General features: G+C 45.3%; 14 protein-coding genes. 5 read left to right on the forward strand and 9 right to left on the reverse strand.

Going from position 1 to position 18636, the window contains the following annotated elements; all coding sequences use genetic code 11:
- Window positions 1–17: 17 nt before the first annotated feature.
- From L9Q39_RS19550 to L9Q39_RS19565, 4 genes are all read right to left on the reverse strand, one after another.
- Window positions 18–1202 (reverse strand): quaternary amine ABC transporter ATP-binding protein, encoded by a 1185-nt coding sequence (locus L9Q39_RS19550; protein WP_237486853.1) that lies wholly within the window; start codon window positions 1200–1202, stop codon window positions 18–20.
- Complete coding sequence (locus L9Q39_RS19555) at window positions 1195–2094, reverse strand: ABC transporter permease (RefSeq protein WP_237486855.1); 900 nt, start codon at window positions 2092–2094, stop codon at window positions 1195–1197. Before L9Q39_RS19555 ends, L9Q39_RS19550 begins: the two co-directional genes overlap by 8 nt.
- Window positions 2095–2171: 77 nt before the next feature.
- Window positions 2172–3155: an ABC transporter substrate-binding protein gene (locus L9Q39_RS19560; protein ID WP_237486857.1), complete on the reverse strand. Its 984-nt coding sequence runs from the start codon at window positions 3153–3155 to the stop codon at window positions 2172–2174.
- Between the two features lie 361 nt (window positions 3156–3516).
- Window positions 3517–4005 carry a MarR family winged helix-turn-helix transcriptional regulator gene (locus L9Q39_RS19565; protein ID WP_237486859.1) on the reverse strand — a complete coding sequence of 163 codons (489 nt, stop codon included), beginning with the start codon at window positions 4003–4005 and terminating at the stop codon, window positions 3517–3519.
- A 295-nt stretch (window positions 4006–4300) separates the two neighbouring features.
- Between L9Q39_RS19565 and L9Q39_RS19570 the strand changes: the two genes are divergently transcribed.
- The 3 genes from L9Q39_RS19570 (at window position 4301) to recQ (ending at window position 9275) form a co-directional block, all read left to right on the forward strand.
- Window positions 4301–4696 (forward strand): DUF2061 domain-containing protein, encoded by a 396-nt coding sequence (locus tag L9Q39_RS19570; RefSeq protein WP_237486861.1) that lies wholly within the window; start codon window positions 4301–4303, stop codon window positions 4694–4696.
- Window positions 4697–5032: 336 nt separating this feature from the next.
- The gene (locus L9Q39_RS19575) at window positions 5033–6823 is read left to right on the forward strand and encodes a choice-of-anchor I family protein (protein ID WP_237486863.1); all 1791 of its coding nucleotides are present in this window, start codon (window positions 5033–5035) and stop codon (window positions 6821–6823) included.
- Window positions 6824–7142: 319 nt separating this feature from the next.
- The gene (gene recQ, locus L9Q39_RS19580) at window positions 7143–9275 is read left to right on the forward strand and encodes a DNA helicase RecQ (RefSeq protein WP_237486865.1); all 2133 of its coding nucleotides are present in this window, start codon (window positions 7143–7145) and stop codon (window positions 9273–9275) included.
- Between the two features lie 5 nt (window positions 9276–9280).
- Here recQ and napH read toward each other — a convergent pair whose 3' ends face one another.
- The 3 genes from napH to L9Q39_RS19595 all read right to left on the reverse strand — a co-directional run bounded on the left by napH (window position 9281) and on the right by L9Q39_RS19595 (window position 12438).
- The gene (gene napH / locus L9Q39_RS19585; RefSeq protein WP_237486867.1) at window positions 9281–10138 is read right to left on the reverse strand and encodes a quinol dehydrogenase ferredoxin subunit NapH; all 858 of its coding nucleotides are present in this window, start codon (window positions 10136–10138) and stop codon (window positions 9281–9283) included.
- Window positions 10138–10884 carry a ferredoxin-type protein NapG gene (gene napG, locus L9Q39_RS19590; RefSeq protein ID WP_237487091.1) on the reverse strand — a complete coding sequence of 249 codons (747 nt, stop codon included), beginning with the start codon at window positions 10882–10884 and terminating at the stop codon, window positions 10138–10140. Before napG ends, napH begins: the two co-directional genes overlap by 1 nt.
- 369 nt (window positions 10885–11253) lie before the next feature.
- Entirely contained in the window at window positions 11254–12438 is a 1185-nt protein-coding gene (locus L9Q39_RS19595; protein ID WP_237486868.1) for a tetratricopeptide repeat protein, read from the reverse strand.
- Between the two features lie 437 nt (window positions 12439–12875).
- Here L9Q39_RS19595 and glgX point away from each other — a divergent pair, with 437 nt between their 5' ends.
- Both glgX and L9Q39_RS19605 read left to right on the forward strand, forming a co-directional pair.
- Window positions 12876–14891, forward strand: coding sequence for a glycogen debranching protein GlgX (glgX, locus tag L9Q39_RS19600; protein WP_237486870.1), 2016 nt, complete (start codon window positions 12876–12878; stop codon window positions 14889–14891).
- Between the two features lie 179 nt (window positions 14892–15070).
- Window positions 15071–15754 carry a DUF2057 family protein gene (locus L9Q39_RS19605; RefSeq protein ID WP_237486872.1) on the forward strand — a complete coding sequence of 228 codons (684 nt, stop codon included), beginning with the start codon at window positions 15071–15073 and terminating at the stop codon, window positions 15752–15754.
- 160 nt (window positions 15755–15914) lie between these two features.
- Here L9Q39_RS19605 and L9Q39_RS19610 read toward each other — a convergent pair whose 3' ends face one another.
- Together L9Q39_RS19610 and L9Q39_RS19615 are read right to left on the reverse strand one after the other, a co-directional pair.
- Window positions 15915–17303 (reverse strand): SLC13 family permease, encoded by a 1389-nt coding sequence (locus L9Q39_RS19610; RefSeq protein WP_237486874.1) that lies wholly within the window; start codon window positions 17301–17303, stop codon window positions 15915–15917.
- 373 nt (window positions 17304–17676) lie between these two features.
- Entirely contained in the window at window positions 17677–18525 is an 849-nt protein-coding gene (locus L9Q39_RS19615) for an alpha/beta hydrolase (RefSeq protein WP_237486876.1), read from the reverse strand.
- Window positions 18526–18636: the final 111 nt, after the last annotated feature.

Below are 18636 nucleotides of genomic sequence, written 5' to 3' on the forward strand. Positions count from 1 at the left end.
ATCTAACGGATTATTCCTTAGCTAGCGGATTTTTCAAGGAAAATGTCCGCTACTTTCTCTTTCTCCAATTCTCCTTTCAAGTTGCCGTCTTCGTCAACAACAGGAAGAGAATAGTCGGATGAGATAGTATCAGTTAATACTTCTTCAATGGCAGATTCAGGTGAGATTGTCGGTACATCTTCATAAAGGCTCGACTCGATGTTTTCGCTTGGATCATCTGCCGCTTGCAAACTCTCTTCGGTAATCAAACCTTGATAACCATCTTTGGTAACGTGATAGCCGTAGTCGTGCTGTGTGCGTTTCATCTGTTTCTGCGCTTCAGCAATGGTGGTTGCCGTTATACGCATAGACGGTTTTTGCATCACCGTTTCAACCGTTAGCGCTCGCGCACGGTTCACATCGCGTACAAATGCCTCAACATAATCGGTGGCTGGCTCAAGTAAGATCTCGGCGGGTTCACCCTGCTGGACCAGTTCGCCATCTTTTAAGATCGCAATACGGTCACCGATACGAAGAGCTTCATCAAGATCGTGGGTGATGAAGATGATCGTTTTATGCAAAGTTTCTTGCAGTTCGATCAACTGGTCTTGCATCTCACTACGAATCAGTGGATCAAGTGCCGAGAAGGCTTCATCCATCAACAAAATCTCAGCGTCAGTGCTTAGTGCGCGAGCAAGACCCACACGCTGTTGCTGACCACCAGAAAGTTGCGATGGATATTGCTGTTCATAGCCTTTCAATCCAACCGTCTCAAGCCATTCTTGCGCTTTCAACAAGCGCACTTGTTTGTCGATGTTCTGGATTTCTAATCCGTAGGCAACGTTATCAATCACTTTTCTATGTGGCAGTAGTCCAAAACGCTGAAACACCATCGACATTTTATGGCGACGGAACTGCTCAAGTTCCTTGGCAGAGAACTGCATCACATCGGTGCCTTCAACGTCAATTTTACCCGCGGTCGGGTCAATCAAACGGTTGAAGTGTCGAATCATGGTGGACTTACCTGAGCCAGACAGTCCCATGATGACAAAAATTTCGCCTTGATGAATATCGAGGTTGATATCTTTTAAACCTACAGTGTGACCTGTTTTCTCAAGGACTTCTTCTTTACTCAGACCTTGCTTTACTAGAGGCAGAACGGTTTCCGGTTTCGGGCCAAATATCTTATATAAGCCAGAAATACTGATCAGTGGTTTAGTCATGTTTTTGGTCCCCTAAATGCGCTTGAGTTCGTTTCGCGTATGCTTGAGAAGCGCGATCGAACAAAATAGCTAACGCAACAATGGCGAAACCATTGAGTAAGCCTAAAGTAAAGTATTGGTTAGTAATGGACTTAAGTACAGGCTGTCCCAAACCTTTTACGCCGATCATTGAGGCAATAACAACCATAGACAGCGCCATCATAATCGTCTGGTTAATACCAGCCATAATGGTAGGCATCGCAAGAGGCAACTGTACGCCTTTCAGGCGCTGCCATTTACTGGCACCAAATGCGGTGGCGGCTTCCATCACCTCTTTATCGACCAAACGAATACCTAAGTTTGTTAGACGAATCACCGGTGGAATCGCATAAATCACCACCGAAATCAGACCTGGGATCTTACCGATGCCCAGTAGCATCACCACTGGAATCAAATAAACAAACGCAGGCATGGTCTGCATCACATCCAGCATTGGGGTCACGATTGACTGCACACGATTAGAACGCGCCATCGCGATACCAATAGGAATACCTAGAATAATCGCGAGGAAGGTACAGACGGTAATAATACTCAACGTCCGCATGGTATCTTCCCACATGCCAAAGTAGCCAATTAAAAGTAACGACACCACACAGGCGGCTGCCAGCTTGACCGAACGACTGGCGGCATACACCAACCCGGTACAGACGATAAGCACAATCCACCAAGGGGTACTTAATAAAAGTTTTTCAAACCAAATAAGAAAAGAGAGAAGGGGGTCAAAAAGGCCTTCGATAAAGTCACCATATTCACGAGAAAACTCTTTATATGCGCCATCAAGAGTTTTACGAATCATTCTTAGGCTAGAACGGTCCATCTCGGGAAAGCTGGTCAACCAACTGCTATCAGCCATTACATCATCCTATAATTAATAAAGAGCCACCGTCTCCAATGGCTCTGGTCCTGTTAATTTATTTTTTTTACAGCTTATTACAGCTTAGCCGCGACTTTTTTCGCTGCTTCATCACTTAGCCATGCCTTCCAAACTTGAGGATAAGTTTCAAAGAAATAGAACATGGTGTCTTCTGCATCCGCTTGCTCATTTTCCATCCAAGCTAGAAGCTTGTTAAGGTCAGCATTACTGATACCTCGTTTGCCCAGATAATCCATTGCAACCGGGTGGCTGTTAGCAAACTCGGTAGCAACGATGGTGCTTACTGGCGATTTAGGGAACATCGTCGGTTTTGGTTCTTCACAAGTGTCTGTCGCAACACATTCCAAGAAATGTTCTTCATCAACACCAGTACCAAAATCGACTTTAACCATGTCGTACTTGCCTAAGATAGCCGTCGGTGCCCAGTAGTAACCAAACCAACCCTCTTCGCGTGCATAAGCTTTAGCGATAGAGCCGGACAAGCCTGCACCTGAACCAGAATCGACAACTTCAAAACCGGCATCTTCTAGCTTAAGCGCCTTAAATAAGTTACCGCCTGAGATCTGACAACCCCAACCTGCAGGACAACCATAGAATGCGCCTAAAGAAGGATCTTCTGGGTGCTTAAACAGTTCAGGGTGTTTTTTCACCCCTTCAATCGTGCTTAGCTCAGGGTATTTTTCTACCATATAGGCTGGAACCCAAAAGCCCTCTTCACCACCATCAATCAATGACTCACCCGCATTGACAAGTCTGCCCTCTTTTAGACCCATATCTATCGCTTCTTTAACCGCATTGGTCCAAAGCTCAGGGGCAATGTCTGGCTGACCCTTCTCAACCATAGAGGTAGTCGTCGGCATCGTGTCGCCTGGAACGAGTTCGGCATCACAATCATAGGCGTGCTCAAGAATAAACTTGTCGATATTGGCGAGGAGACTGGCAGAGTTCCAGTTCATGTCGGCGATAGTGACAGTGCCACACTCACTAGCGTTGGCGCTGACACTCGTTACTAGTGCTAACGCAGCTAACTTCCATTTCATAATAAGTCCTTATAAACAACTATTTTCTATCAAGAATCCTATTTAGGATATAGAACAAATCGTTCGAACTCAAATGATTATTAACTTCTGACATCTGTAGCGGATGAAATAATGTGAAAAAATGTATAAATTAACCAAGCAAATATAAACCATAACTTATTGTATTTGCTAGCAAAAACACAAATAGAACGATGTGTTAATTATTTGATTGCAAACATTACGCTTATTATCAATATGGATAATAGTTTCAACTCTATCCTTTTGATTGATTGTGTTTTGTTTTGACCAAAAAAAACGCAGCCAATTTGGCTGCGTCTTCTGCATAGTCGAATAGTCGAATAGTCGAGGTGAAGTGACTGATCTATTTACTGGGTTCAGCGGGGGCGGTAATACTACCTAGCTCCAATACGGGCGCTACATCGTAGCTTTCAGCATTCATCATACTGGCAATGCGCTGTACGGAAGAGAGTAAAAGGGTTTGTTCCCACTCTTCAAGATTCTGAAACTTATTGATGAAGTGGTCTTGCAACGGCATAGGCGCAGCCATCAATGTCTGATGACCTTTCTCAGTAAGAACTGCATGCACTTTACGTTTATCCATCGTGCTTCTTACTCGCTCAATCAAGCCATTACGCTCTAATCTATCAAGTATCGTCGTTGCCGTGGCTGGGCTCATATTGGTGTGATTAGACAGTTGGCGAATAGTCACTTCACCTAACTCTTTAATCGAGCGCATTAATATCAACTGAGGGCCGGTCAAACCCGCTTCCTTACTCAGTTTTTTCGAGTGCAAATCTATTGCGCGAATTATCTGTCGCAACGAGACCAGAACATCCTCATGTCTTTCCAATGAGTTTACTCCACATCACTTGTTCACCGCGCAGCTTTTCAAGAGCGCAACGAGTTAATCACTATATCTTAAGCGTAGTCTACGCTATCCATCCCGTTTTCTCGGGAGGGTCGACGTTAACCGACTTTAAGATTAATGCAAAGTAATAAATACAGATACGAGAGATTGATAACTTCTTCAGCCATCGCTTTGTTTATTTTGATAAGAAATACCTATTGAATTGAGAGATTCAATCGAATTAACATAAATGCAATTGAGAACTATTATTAACTCAACCAAACAAAAGGAGAACATCATGAAAAAGACAATTAGCTTTGCAGCCGTCCATTTTACTATCGCATTCACTGTTGCTTATGTATTAACAGGTGAAATCTTACTAAGTAGCTTAATCGCTATGTTAGAACCCGCCGTCAACACGGTTGCTTTTTTCTTCCATGAAAAAGCGTGGGAAAAGAACCGATTCTTGCAAACGTTGGCGCGCAACGAACGTATCAAAACCGTCAGCTTCGCAACGGTACACTACAGTGTTGCATTCGGTGTGGTTTATTTATTAACAGGTGACTTTATTGCAGGTGGTGCAATGGCACTTATCGAACCAGCCATTAATACTTTTGCCTACTTCTTCCACGAAAAAATGTGGAACCACAACCACAGCAACGAGGCAGATTTGACTCACGCACATGCGGCTTAACAACGAAAACTGACTCAACACCTTAATTAATAGTTCATAGTTAATTAAGTGTTTGAAAAAGATAACAATATTAAGCCTACTTCTTGCGGTGTGTTCATGTTCTCCTCCTAAGTCACCAATAGAAGTGGGCTTTCTCAAAGCTCACTTTTTTGCTTTATCCCACTCTGCTCTGCCAGCCACAGTCTCAACTTATCTTTTATACCCAAGTTACCTCAAGATGCGAGGTTCAGCGATATAGTTAACCTATATCACTCGCTACATATATAGTTCACACTTATCCTCAATAAATGTAACAATTTATATATAAGTTTTCCGTTGAATTAAATTGGAGGATTTATGAACAATAAGATATGGACTTTGCTCCCATTAATGGGCGCAGCAATACACTCGCTACCAACAACCGCCCAAACTCATCCCAGCATTGCAGCAGAAATTGCGGCCCTTAAAATAGAATGTCAGCAAGCGATTACGATGCAAATCAGTGACAAGCCAGTTACAGGTATCACTAAGCTTGGTACTGCAATTGCGGATGCACCTTTCGACTCATCCGCGGCAGAGATTGTCAGCTATGATCAATGCAGCGATAGCCTGTTTGTGGTGAACTCACAGGCACAAAGAGTGGACGTTATGACTCTAGATGCCATTTCTGCCCCAAGCATTGCATTTCATATTGATCTATCCGCCGCTGCCAAACATGCAAATATCGAGATTGGCGCTGCAAATAGTGTCAGCACTCACCATGGTTTAGTCGCTATCGCCATCGAAAACAACGACAAACAACAAGAAGGCATTGTCGCCTTATACCGTTCCGATAATCTTAATCTCATTACCACCTACAAAACTGGCGCACTGCCCGACATGGTGTCATTTTCAGCCGATGGGCGTTATATCGCCACCGCCAATGAAGGCGAACCAAGTCAGGATTACCGTATTGATCCAGAAGGCAGTGTTACTCTTATCGACCTATCAACAGGCATTAGCAAAGCATCTGTGACCAACATTGACTTTTTAGACTTCAACCAAGGTGGTACTCGACACAGTGAGTTGGATTCGAAAGTCAGGATCTCAGCGCCTAATGCCACCGTTGCTCAAGATCTCGAACCAGAGTACTTAACCTTTGCCGACAACGGTAAACTCTATGTCGCGATGCAAGAGAATAACGCTCTCGCGGTCATTGATGTCGCCAGTGCTAAGGTTGATGCCATTTATGGACTGGGCGGAAAGTCATGGCAAACCGCTCAATTGGATGCTTCAAACAAAGATAAAATCATCGGCAACCTACAAAGCTACCCTCAACTTGAAGGTTTATATATGCCGGATAGTATTGATAGCTACACAGTGAATGGCACAACCTATATCGTCACTGCAAATGAAGGGGATGGCCGAGAATATGGCTTTGATACCACGCAAAAACAGTGCGACGAGCAAGGTTTCGAGTGGGATGGGAGCGACTATAGAGGCACGGCGGACTACGACAATAAACCCGATTTTTGTATCGCGTATATTGATGAAATCCGTGGTAAGAAACTTGACGTTGACCCTGAACACCCACTCTCCGCAGCATTAGAGGATCAGCAGCAACTCGCCAGATTAAAAGTCATCAATCCAAGGCAGAAGGTTCAGCCAGACCAAGTTATCCAAGCCTACGGAGCAAGATCTTTCTCTATTTGGAATGAAAAAGGCAACCTAGTTTTTGACAGCGGTGATGAATTCGCTCGTAAAGTGCTAGAAACTGACAAAGATCACTTCAACAGCACTAGTGATAACAATGATTCTGCAGATGATCGCAGCGATGATAAAGGCAGCGAGCCAGAGGCCATTAAGGTAATCGCTATCAACGGACGCTTCTACGCGTTTATTGGACTAGAGCGTCAAGGCGGCATCATGGTGTATGACGTGACTAACCCAAGCCAAGCCTCGTTTGTTGCCTACCACAATAACCGAGACTTCGAACAACCGGTCTGTACCAAGGTGGATGGCGGTGATTGCGACAATGACGAATTCAATCCCAAAGCCGGTGATTTAGCACCAGAATCTATCGCTCACATCACCCGCTACGGGCAGCACTTTATTGCCGTAGGTAACGAAGTCAGCGGCACAACGACCGTGTATCGTGTGGATTTTTAAACCGCGATATCGCTAAAAAAGCGGGTTCAAGACTCTGACCCTTGGTGAAAGCCAAGGGTTTTTCTGTTCCAATCCGAAAGCATTTTTTTATCAAACACAAATCAAATACAAGTTTATTTCCGATAAAGACGTAGCACCCGAATGTAACTCTATATTCAGTAACTCTATATTTAGTAAATCTATGTTTATAAAGTCTTAAATCACGAGATCCTTATCGAAACATACACTGCTTTTTATTACGCTGCCCTGTCGTTACGACAAAATATCATTACAATGGCAAAGCAAATTTTATCTACGCAGACTAGAGGTAAACATCGGTATGACATTGTCGGCAAAGCAAGTTCTCAACTCAGTGTTTGGCTATGATGAATTTCGTCATCAGCAACAAGCGATTATCGATAGTGTAGTTGCCGGTGAAGATGTCCTAACCTTGATGCCGACAGGCGGCGGTAAATCTCTCTGCTACCAAATACCCGCTATTGTGCGTCCGGGTGTCGGTATTGTGGTATCGCCTCTTATTGCATTGATGAAGGATCAGGTTGACGCGCTTGAGCAACTCGGCATTCAAGCGGCTTACTTAAACTCCAGCTTAGACCCTTATGAGCAACAGCAAGTCGAAGAGTTAGTCTATCGTGGTGAAGTACAACTTCTTTACGTTGCGCCTGAACGCCTATTAATGGAACGCACGCTCAATCTGCTGTCTCAGTGTCAAATTTCCTTGTTTGCTATCGATGAAGCCCACTGCGTGAGTCAATGGGGGCATGATTTTAGACCGGAATATCAGCAACTCTCGATATTGCAGCAGCGATTTAGCTCAGTACCAAGAATTGCTTTAACCGCAACCGCCGATCAAAAGACCAAACAGGAAATCATTGACCAACTTGGTCTTAACAATGCCCAAGTGTTCAGTCATAGTTTTGACAGACCCAATATTCGCTACCATGTTAGTGAATCCAGCAACGCAAGAAATGAACTCTGGTCATTCATCAACGAAAACCACCCCCAAGATGCGGGCGTGGTCTACTGCTTATCACGTAAAAAAGTCGATGAAACAGCTCAATGGTTGAGAGAACAAGGTCGTCATGCTCTGCCCTATCATGCGGGTATGAACTCGACCCAGCGTGAAGAAAATCAGCGCCGCTTTCTGCGTGAGGACAGTGTTATCATCGTCGCCACCGTGGCTTTTGGAATGGGTATTGATAAGCCTGATGTTCGTTTTGTCGCCCACCTTAGCCTACCTAAAACCATTGAGGCCTATTATCAAGAAACCGGTCGAGCAGGACGCGATGGTGAACCCGCCAATGCTTGGATGTCCTACGGTATGCAAGACATGGTGTTACAAAGACAGATGGTGGAAAACTCCGAGGGCAGCGAACAGTACAAGCAGGTTCAGCTTCAGAAGTTAAATGCGCTCTTGGGGTATTGCGAGTTGATCAGCTGTCGAAGGCAAAGTCTACTTGCCTATTTTGGTGAATCTCTTGAGCAGCCCTGTGGCAATTGCGATAACTGTCTAGCGCCACCAAAAACCTGGGATGCCACCCAAGCGGTACAGAAGGCTCTGTCTACCGTCTACCGCTGCGATCAACGCTTTGCCGTGACCTATTTGACTAATGTGCTACTCGGTAAGGCAGATCAACGCATCACTCGCTTTGGACATGACAAGATCTCAACATTTGGTATTGGCACCGAGTTGAACGCTAATCAATGGAAAGGCGTCTTTCGTCAGTTAATCGCCATGAATTTACTTAAGGTGACAGGAGAATATAACCAACTCTCTTTAACCGCTGAGTGTCGCCCGATTTTACAGGGAAAACAAAAGGTCGAGCTAAGAGAACTGCGTCAATCAAAAGCAAAGTCGACCAATAAAAAACGCGCTATCGGTGATCTTTCCGCTGATGACCAGCAACAATTTGACGCTTTGAAGAGTGTGCGCAGTGAGTTAGCCAAAGAGCAAAATGTTCCTGCCTATATAATCTGTCACGATGCCAGCCTCAAACAAATGGCTAAAGAGCGCCCTTCAAAGCTGTCCGAGTTGCACGCCATCTCCGGTTTTGGTGATACAAAGATCGAGAAATATGGTGAGCGCTTTATCTCAGTAATCACCTCAAAGACGGGCGCATCAGACACCCTGACAGAAACACAACGCAAAACAGTGCAGCTTTTCCATCAATTATCCAGTGTCGAACAAACTGCAGCAAGTCGCGAGTTATCGCTCAATACCGTGGTCAGCCATCTTGCCGCAGCCATCGAGATCGGCGAATGCGAACTGTCTCAAGTTGTCACCTTAACGGAGCAACAAATAGAGACCATCGCCAATATGGCTCAACAGGTTGATTTCTTTGAGAACAAAAAATTGAAAGAGCTTTTCGAAGCCTTAAATGAAGAGTTCAGTTATAGCGATATTAAATGTGTGTTGGCGCATTTGGTGAGTTCAAGTAAGTCCAAATCGTAATGCAGCTAGCTCTTATCACGGGAAGATCCTAAACGAGATTTAAACTGCAACACATCTTCTGGACACACTTCAATACAGCGACCGCAACTAATGCAATCTTGGCTCATCACTTTGCGGTCGCCCTCTTTAAGCGGTTGCCGCAACACCTGTGGTTCAGGACAGACGTTGTAACAGTCCATACACTTAGTACAAGCCTCTCGCTGAGTGGCGGTGATACGGAGAATACTTTTTCGACCTATTACGCCGTAAGTCGCGCCTAATGGACATAAATGCCCACACCAGCCATGTTGAACCAGAACCAAGTCTAGCAAGAACACAAGCACCACGAGTATCCAACCCGAACCGATGCCAAAAACCAACCCGCGATGCAAGCTGGCTACTGGGTCGATCCAAGCCCACAACAGGGAACCTGAAATAGCACTGCCCAATAAAATAACCGGAATGAGCCAATAACGCAGCGTTGGTGACCATTGAAAACCGGTTTTAATATCTAGCTTACGTCTTATCCAAGCCGCCAAATCCGTGACCATATTGACAGGACAGACCCAAGCACAGAACACCCTTGGCGCAAGTACGGCATAAAAAGCGACCACCAACGCAACGCCGATGAGCGCTGTTGCTTCGGGCCAATGCCCGGTCACGATGGTTTGCAGTACAATCAATGGATCGCTAAGAGGGATAGTCTCCAGCACCATGCTAGACGACAAATTGCCCGTCAAAATGCCCCATGTCGGTCCCATAATAAAAAACAGCATAATGGAAAGTTGACACAGACGTCTCGCGAGCAAAAAGCGATAGGCATGCCACCAGCCCAGCTTAAACCGAGCTTCTTTACCTGCGTCTTTAGCAAAGTTCTTCGCCATTATTTGTTCCCCTTATTGAGATTTAAGCTCTCAATTGCAGGACTCTCATCGGTCGATGGGAAATTGCCATCACGCAACTCAACGTTTTCTTCCCATCCCAACTGGTAATACTCACCCATCTGCCCTTTTGCCAGTTCGATAGGCACCACTTTGATCACAGGCACTTCAGTGACACAGGCTTGTTCACACTTGCCGCAACCCGTGCAGAAGTCTGAGTGTACCGTTGGGATGAATTTGGCATGATAGCCCGTCCTTTGATTGCGGATTGGCTCTAACGTGATCGCCTCATCGATAAGAGGACAGACACGATAACAAACGTCACAACGTAGTCCTTGCCAATTCAGACACTCTTCATGGTCAATAAGGACCGCAAGCCCCATTCGCGCATCATCAATATTGGTCAAACTATGGTCGAGTGCACCGCTTGGGCAAGCAACGACACAAGGAATATCGTCACACATCTCACAAGGAATATCTCGAGCAGTAAAATAGGGCATACCTGAAGCGATGGGAGAAAGAAGAGTGGCAAGTTTCAGGGTGTCATAGGGGCAAGCTTGAACACATAAACCGCAGCGCAAACAAGCTTGGTCAAACAAGTTCCCCTCGAGCGCACCCGGAGGAGGAATTGGCACCCCACCGCTGGTTTCGGCTTGACCTTGTCGAGACTGCAAACCTAATAGGGTTGCGGCCGCACCTACCCCAACAGCGGTTCTTGCTGCATCACGTAAAAAGCGACGACGTGCCATCGAGGTTTTGAACTGGGATGATCTTTGCGTCGGTGCTTTGTCATTAGTTTTGTCGTTAGACTTTTCATTAGCCATAACTTAGACCTATACCCTGACAGGGAAAAATCAGCTCGCTCTCAGCTAAAATTTTTGCTTTAAGCCAAAAACCTTACGTTACGCAAAAAACCTTGCTTTGAGCAAAAAACAATAACCTAAGTCAGTATTATTTGTGTGGTTGCTTCAAAAAGCATAGTGCGACAGGAGGCTCAACTCAAGGCGATAAAGGGATCGCCCCTTGCAATATCCGCACGTCAACAGAGCGTGTATTGTCAGGCATCCTCCCCAGCGCCAATTCTGAATCCTGCGCTTTTGAATCGCTTAGCGTTATTGCTAGCTGAAATTCATCGAATAATCAGGCTTTTTCGGGGCAGGCATTGGGTCGTGTTGAGTATTTGAATTATCCGTAGCGTAATCGCTAGCATTATTTTCTGCAGATATATCATCTAGCAGCGTTGCCGATTGTATCTGTTCGGATTGCGCTAATTCTCGTTCATCGTCTCCGTCATTCTCTCCAAGCAGAGGAATATTACGACGATATATACGATTAAACACCTTAATCAGAGAGTGCTTTGCCACTTCTCCGTATTCCATCTTTTTCAAAATAGGTTTAGCGATTGACTGTAAACCAACGATCAGATCAACACCGAGATCATTGCCAACAAGGTCACGAAGGGGACGCGCATCATCAAATCCTAGATATGCCGACATATAAAGCCATACATAGGCAATAGAGTTACCATTAGGTTTCTTGTTTCTCCATGCATCGCCTACATAGTACATCGCGGTGGCGTTACCATGTTCTGCAACCCGCTCAAGCCAGTAACAGCCTCGCTCATGATTCGGCTCGACACCAATCCCATTGATATAATTCAGTCCAAGCTTAATCATACCCTCTTCGTTATCACGAACCGCTGCACGTTTAAACCATTGGGTCGATGCTATTGGGGATGGATTCATGTTATCTGTAGAGACAAACCAATCACCCATAAATAGTATCGCTTCCATGAGACCTTCTTTCGCGGCCTCTTCGATAGTACGAAGACCTTTTTCGACATCCTGCTCGGTTCCTCGTCCATTAAGGCAGGCTTTACCCGCTTCAAACTTTGCCTGTCTATTACCCTCACTGGCGTCAATCCAGAGTTTCCAGTAGCCAGCTTGGTCACACACCACGACATCGTCCGGCTTTTTCTGCGCAACACGAATAAAACCATGCATTGCATTGATGCTTTCTAAACCCGCACCTTTGCTATACCAATAGAGAGCTTCGTTCACATTGGTGCGTTCTGCTTCTTTTGCGAGATATAAGATGGTGGGAATATGCCCGGTTTCCGCCTTAAATTGACGTTCTTGGCGTTCCTGCTGGCGTGCTTTTTCTATGGTTCTACGGTATCTCGCTTCACGCTCAATGCGCTCACGAGCAATGCGCTTGTTCCGCAGCGTCAACGACACCATCCATATCACAAATAGCATTAGCGAAAGAGAAGTAGCAGCAATAGCAATGGCAAGCGTCGACATAGTGAACAAACATTCTCATTTACGGTCATAAGACCTAGTGGAAGGTTAGTGTAAAGGACTATCAATCCCAACTCTATACTCAGTATCGGCATCCTAAGCAATAAGTTGAATCTGTTTACACAATTATACCCAAGTTACCTCAAGATGCAGAGTTCAGAGGTAACTTGGGTATAAATAGATTTCGGTGCAATAAACGGCATAAGTTGTGACAATTTTTGAGCTAGCTCATCTAAAATCAAAAATAACGGACCAATAAACATGGTCTAAATTATGCTTGCCACTCTGTATTGCGAGCAAATTTTCGGCAAAAAGGCGAAAAAACGTTAATAAAATGCAATTAAATTACGCTAAATTTGAGCATGCTACCCTTGACCTAGAGTTGACAAAGCGATTAACTAAGGCTTGCAGTGTCATTCACAAACAAAAACGACAACACTATGACAACAGAACAATCTAGCCCATACCCGCTAGGGGCTACCCTAGACAATCACGGATGCAACTTTTCTATCTATGCACCCGACAGTCCAGACATAAAGCTTGCGCTCTATGCTGATGATGGTAGTCAAACGCTTTATGATTTGCCTAACGAATACGCCGATATAAGACACATCTATCTCAAAGGCATCACGTCTGGGCAACGATACGGCTATGTGGTAGAGGTCGCCAAACAGACTCTGCCCCCCAACCCAACGGTAAAAGCTAAACAGCGCTATTACATCGCTGACCCATATGCGAAAGCGCTCGACAGTTCACTGCACTATTTGCCCCCTTTTAATGCATGCAACAGCTTTAAATTGCCAAAGTGTATGGTCGTCAAAGACGAGTTTGATTGGCAAGGCGTGACTAAACCCGGTATTCCTCGTGAAGAAATGGTGCTGTTTGAAACTCATGTGAAAGGCATTACCAAACTTAATCCAGAAGTACCTGCTAAACAGCAGGGCAAATATCTTGGGTTAGTTAGCGAGCAAATGCTCTCTTTCTATAAACAGCAAAACATCAACACGCTACAACTTCTTCCTGTTGCCGCATGTATGCACGAGCCTCATTTACTTGAAGAGTCGATGAATAAAGTGAACTACTGGGGCTACAACCCTTATGTGTTCATGGCACCCGATCCAAGATATGCAGACAAGGACGCCGTTAGCGAACTAAAAACCGCGATTCGTGAGTTGCATCGCAATGGCATCGAAGTGATTCTCGATGTGGTGTACAACCATACGGCAGAAGGGGGCGACAACGGTCCTATCTTCAACCTTAAAGCCCTAGATTCAAAAAGCTATCTGCGCCATGGCGAGTACTTTGCCAACTTTACTGGCTGCGGTAACACGGTTGATCTCAATCACCAACCGACACTCAATCTAGTGATGGACACCCTAAGATACTGGGTCAGTGAATTCCATATTGATGGATTCCGTTTTGATTTAGCGGCAACCCTTGGACGTAATGGCGACAATTTTAATCCTCAAGCTGCATTTTTCCGCGCTGTCGCTCAAGATCCCATTCTCAAACAGACAAAACTGATCGCCGAACCTTGGGATATTGGTCCTAACGGTTATCAAGTCGGTAACTTTCCGTTTGGTTGGAATGAGTGTAACGATCGCCTACGTGATATTACTCGCAGCTTCTGGCGTGGTGACCAAGGTTATCTCAAAGAGTTTGCTACACGTATTATGGGTTCACGAGATCTCTACAGTGCCGCCAACTGGCCGTACAAAATGACCGTCAACTATATTACCTACCATGACGGCTTCACCATGCAGGATTTGGTGTCCTATAAACACAAGCATAATGAAGCCAATGGCGAAAATAATCGCGATGGTCATGGCGACAACCGCTCAGATAATTACGGAGAAGAAGGTCCTACCGATAACCCGCTTATCCAAACGACGAGAGAAAGACAAAAGCGAAACTTTGCCGCTAGCTTGTTATTCTCTTTCGGTATTCCCCACGTGTTGATGGCTGATGTGTTATCGCACTCGCAAGGCGGTAACAACAATGCCTATTGCCAAGACAACGATATCAGTTGGCTGAATTGGGATATGAACCCAGCCAAAAGTCACTTTAAAGCGTGGTTGGCGGATATGCTTGAAGCTCGTCAGAAATATATGGTGCCATTTATTCGCGCTTTCAGCGGTGAAAAGCGTAATGATAATCGTATTTTCTGGAGTCGCGTTGATGGTCAATTAATGAGCATGGATGACTGGAACCATTTGAGTAGCGTCGCATTACATATCGGCATTGGCGAAGATGGACAAGAACTGCTCTATTTGATTAACCAAACGAAAGCGCCAGCCCGCTTCACCCTGCCAAAAGACCGTGACCAAGTATGGAGTACAATATGTGATACTCATATTGTCGAAACCGAGCTCGGTCATGCTGAAGGCGAAATACTTCAAGCTCCGATGTCGATGGCAATCTTGCATTTTGACCCCAGTTCGACCCTAAAGCTTTAGCGAAAGACAAAACTATCGCTAAAGACGAAACTATTGCTAAAGAAAAGCTTTTGCTAAAAACAAAACTCTGGCTCAAGACAGAGCTCTAGCTAAAGAAAAAGCTAAAGTATTGCAATCAATCAGTAACATAGGCAAGCTAGTGTACGCTTAAAACTGGCTCCATTATTCAGGATAGATATATGAAAGCACTAAAGATTGTAACTTGTGCGCTTATTGCAGGCTTCAGCACCATGGCTGCAGCGGAAGTGACGCTAAAAACCAACGACCTTATTGATGTATTGGCGATCAATGCAGCAAAGCCGAATGTCACCTCTGGTGGGCTATTCACGTCAGGTAAGACGATCACCATGCCAGATGGTGTCAATCAGATGGTATTCAAGTACCAACCTTACTTTGACTCTGGTCGAGATGAGCGTGCTACCGTATCGAGCGAAACCATCATCGCGCGCTTTGAGGCGTCAGATGTTGAGCTAATGATTGATGTACCTAAGTACAAAAATGCTCGCGAAGCAGAAGCTAACATCAAAACGATGACTTGGTCTTTGAAAGACAAAGCAGGCAACACTATCCCTGTGGTTGTCGACGTTCTATCTAAGGATGGCGTGCAACTTGGTCGTGATTACAGTCGCGAAGCCGAGGACTACAACCGAATGGGCGGAGTCGCCGCGATCGCGCCACTCGGTGCGACCGTCGCCGTCACAGCTGCGCCTGTTGTAGCAACGACCGCGACAGTAGCCACTGCACCGGTCGCGTCAAACGCGCCAGCGGCAGGTAATACCGCGGAAGAGATGTTGATGTTCTGGTACAACAAAGCGGATGACCAAACCAAAGCCCGCTTTAAGCAATACGTTAACCAGCAATAAGCGGCTAACCTGCTATACCCAACATAAAACGACATATACCCAACATAAAACGACAAAGGGCACCGCAAGGTGCCCTTTCTGTCTTTCACATCTCTTTGTTTCCAATACCTCTTTCTCTCAAATGCATCTCTATTTCAGATGCATCTCTATCTCAAACAACTCACGCCCACAGCATCATCACCACGAATGTGAGAGCCAAAATACACGCGATATTGAGCAAGATCCCGATACGCATCATTTCTTGCTGCTTAATATGTCCTGTTGCATAAACAATGGCATTCGGCGGTGTTGCCACTGGCAGCATAAAGGCACAAGACGCCGATACCGCGATCAACACAGAAAGCACCACAGGAGAAAGCCCCAATACTTCCGCGACACTCGCAAATACCGGAATTAACAATGCAGCACTGGCGGTATTACTTGCAAACTCAGTCAGGAACACCACAAACAATGCGATGATCAAAATAATAAACAGCAGACCAAAATGAGCGATCAACGCACTCAATTCATTGGCAAGAAAAACGCTAGTACCCGTCGCTTTCAAAACATTACTCAAACAGATACCGCCACCGAACAGTAACAGGACACCCCAATCTGCGGTTTTTTCGATATCTTTCCAATGAACAACTCGGGCGAAGTTAACGGCGACAATAGCGGCTAAGGCAACAATGGTGTCAAATTTGGCATAACCACCCAGCATGGCATTGATGGGTTTACTGAAAATCCAAAGAAATACCGTCGCGGAGAAAATTATTAAGGTCACCACCTTGCCTTTATCCCAATCGACGGGCTCATGACTCACTTCAAATGCCCCATTCAACTTGGGCTTTAAAACGGTATAAAGCACAAACAAAGCGATGGGCAGTAGTACCAGAGCGGTAGGCAGACCAAAAGCCATCCAGTCTGAGAAATCCAAACCAACTTCGGCTGCTGCTATTGCGTTGGGCGGACTGCCAACCATCGTAGCAATGCCTCCAATGCTGGCACTGTAGGCGATCCCCAACAACACAAACACGTAGGTATTACGCTCACTCTCTTGGTCGACTTTACTCAATACACCGAGCACCAAAGGCAGCATCATGGCGGCTGTAGCGGTGTTACTGATCCACATGGAGAGAAAAGCCGTGACACCAAACAACATGAAAATAGCCACATTCATCTTGCCTCGCGCCAATAGCAACACCTTGTCGGCAATCACTTTATCTAGCCCCTGCCGATGCATAGCCGCCGCCAATGCAAAACCACCAAGGAATAGAAAGATGATTGAGTTCGCGTAGTTGTTGAGTGCGGTTTGAGTATCGAAAACCCCAAACAATACTGCGATGACAGGGACAAGAATCGCTGTCACCGTCACATGAAGTGCTTCGGTAAGCCAAAGTACAGCGATAAAAACCAAAATACTCATCCCAAGCACGACATCACTTTCAAAAGGTAAAGTGCGATAAAGCACCATAAAAAGGAGGATGTCAGCGATTACGATCAGACTATTACGGTTAAAGAACCATTCACGGGTATTGGAGGGGAGAGGGACACTATCATTTTTGTTCATAACGATAACTTCCTTAAGCTGCATAAATTCCTACCCAGACGTCGGCTCCGAGGAAAGATTCGTTGTCTGGATAACAGACCCTCAAAGAGACTAGTCAGGCAGCAAAGCGCAGGATGTTATGAATTATGATGTCGATTTGCTTGACTCTATCAATGACCAGCGTATGAGTTGCAGCAATGTTCCCATAACTTGATAAATCTCGACACTATAAATTAACCACAACGTTAACCATATCAACATTGTGGTTATATTTTTAACAAATTATCTAAATCACACTTTCTCAACCATGTTCTCTAAACAGTGCTCTCTAAACAGTGCTCTCTAAACATTGCTCTCTAAACATTGCTCTCTAAACAGTTCTCTCGAAATCATACTATTTAGAGAGAAGATCAAAAGCTTGTTGCGCCTCTGAACTTTGCATAACACGCCCATGCCCCTGTCCTTGCGTCGTCAACAGAGTCACTTTGGGCATTTCATTAGCGGCTTGTCGCGAGACCTCGTAATTAGTAAAACGATCCTGCTCATCGTGCACAATGACCGTCGGCGCGACTCTTTTGGCGAGCTTTCCATAAGGATCGATAGACTGAATCGGGAAGCGGTATTGATCTTGAATATCCCCCACCACCGCTTCAAACAGTCGCATGGAATACCCTGAACGTGCAACACTGCCAAACAGGTTATCGACATAGTCCAGAACTGGCGCAATCAACAACAACGGTATGTTTTGCAGCTTGGCGTGTTTACATTCAATCGCCGCTGCCGTGCCCATACTATGACCGATCAAACCAACCACATTGTCTTCGCTATCTAACAAGCCTTCTAAGCCCGCAACAAAGGCTGGAATATGACCATATAAGCCCTCACTTTCTCCGTGAGCGGGATGATCATAAGCCAAAGCGGTAAAGCCTTGTTGAGCGACATAGGACATCAACGGATAAAACTGGCTGGCGGTGCCTGACCATCCGTGAGTAAACAACCAAACCGGTCCCGAACCTAACCGATAAGTTTTGAGTACGCCCTCAGAGGTATGCACCTCTGCCTTAATCAACCCCTCTGGCTGTTGGTTCTTCGGCTTTGAACGAACCGGAGTCAACAAGAGATTCTTTGCCGATCGCTTGGCATGATTGGGGGCAAGCTTATGGTGGGCGCGCGTCGTTAAGTTCACTACCCGTTTTTTAAAATTGAGTTTATTGGAGGTATTGAAATAAATCTTGTCACTCATGACGTATCATCCTTTACTGACTTTCTTTAGAACCACTCCATGTTTCACTCTTTGAGCTGAGTGACGAAAAGCTATACTCATATTACTCAAAGAAACAAAGTGACTTCGATT

Source organism: Vibrio hippocampi, assembly GCF_921292975.1.
GTDB classification, from domain to species: Bacteria; Pseudomonadota; Gammaproteobacteria; order Enterobacterales; family Vibrionaceae; genus Vibrio; species Vibrio hippocampi.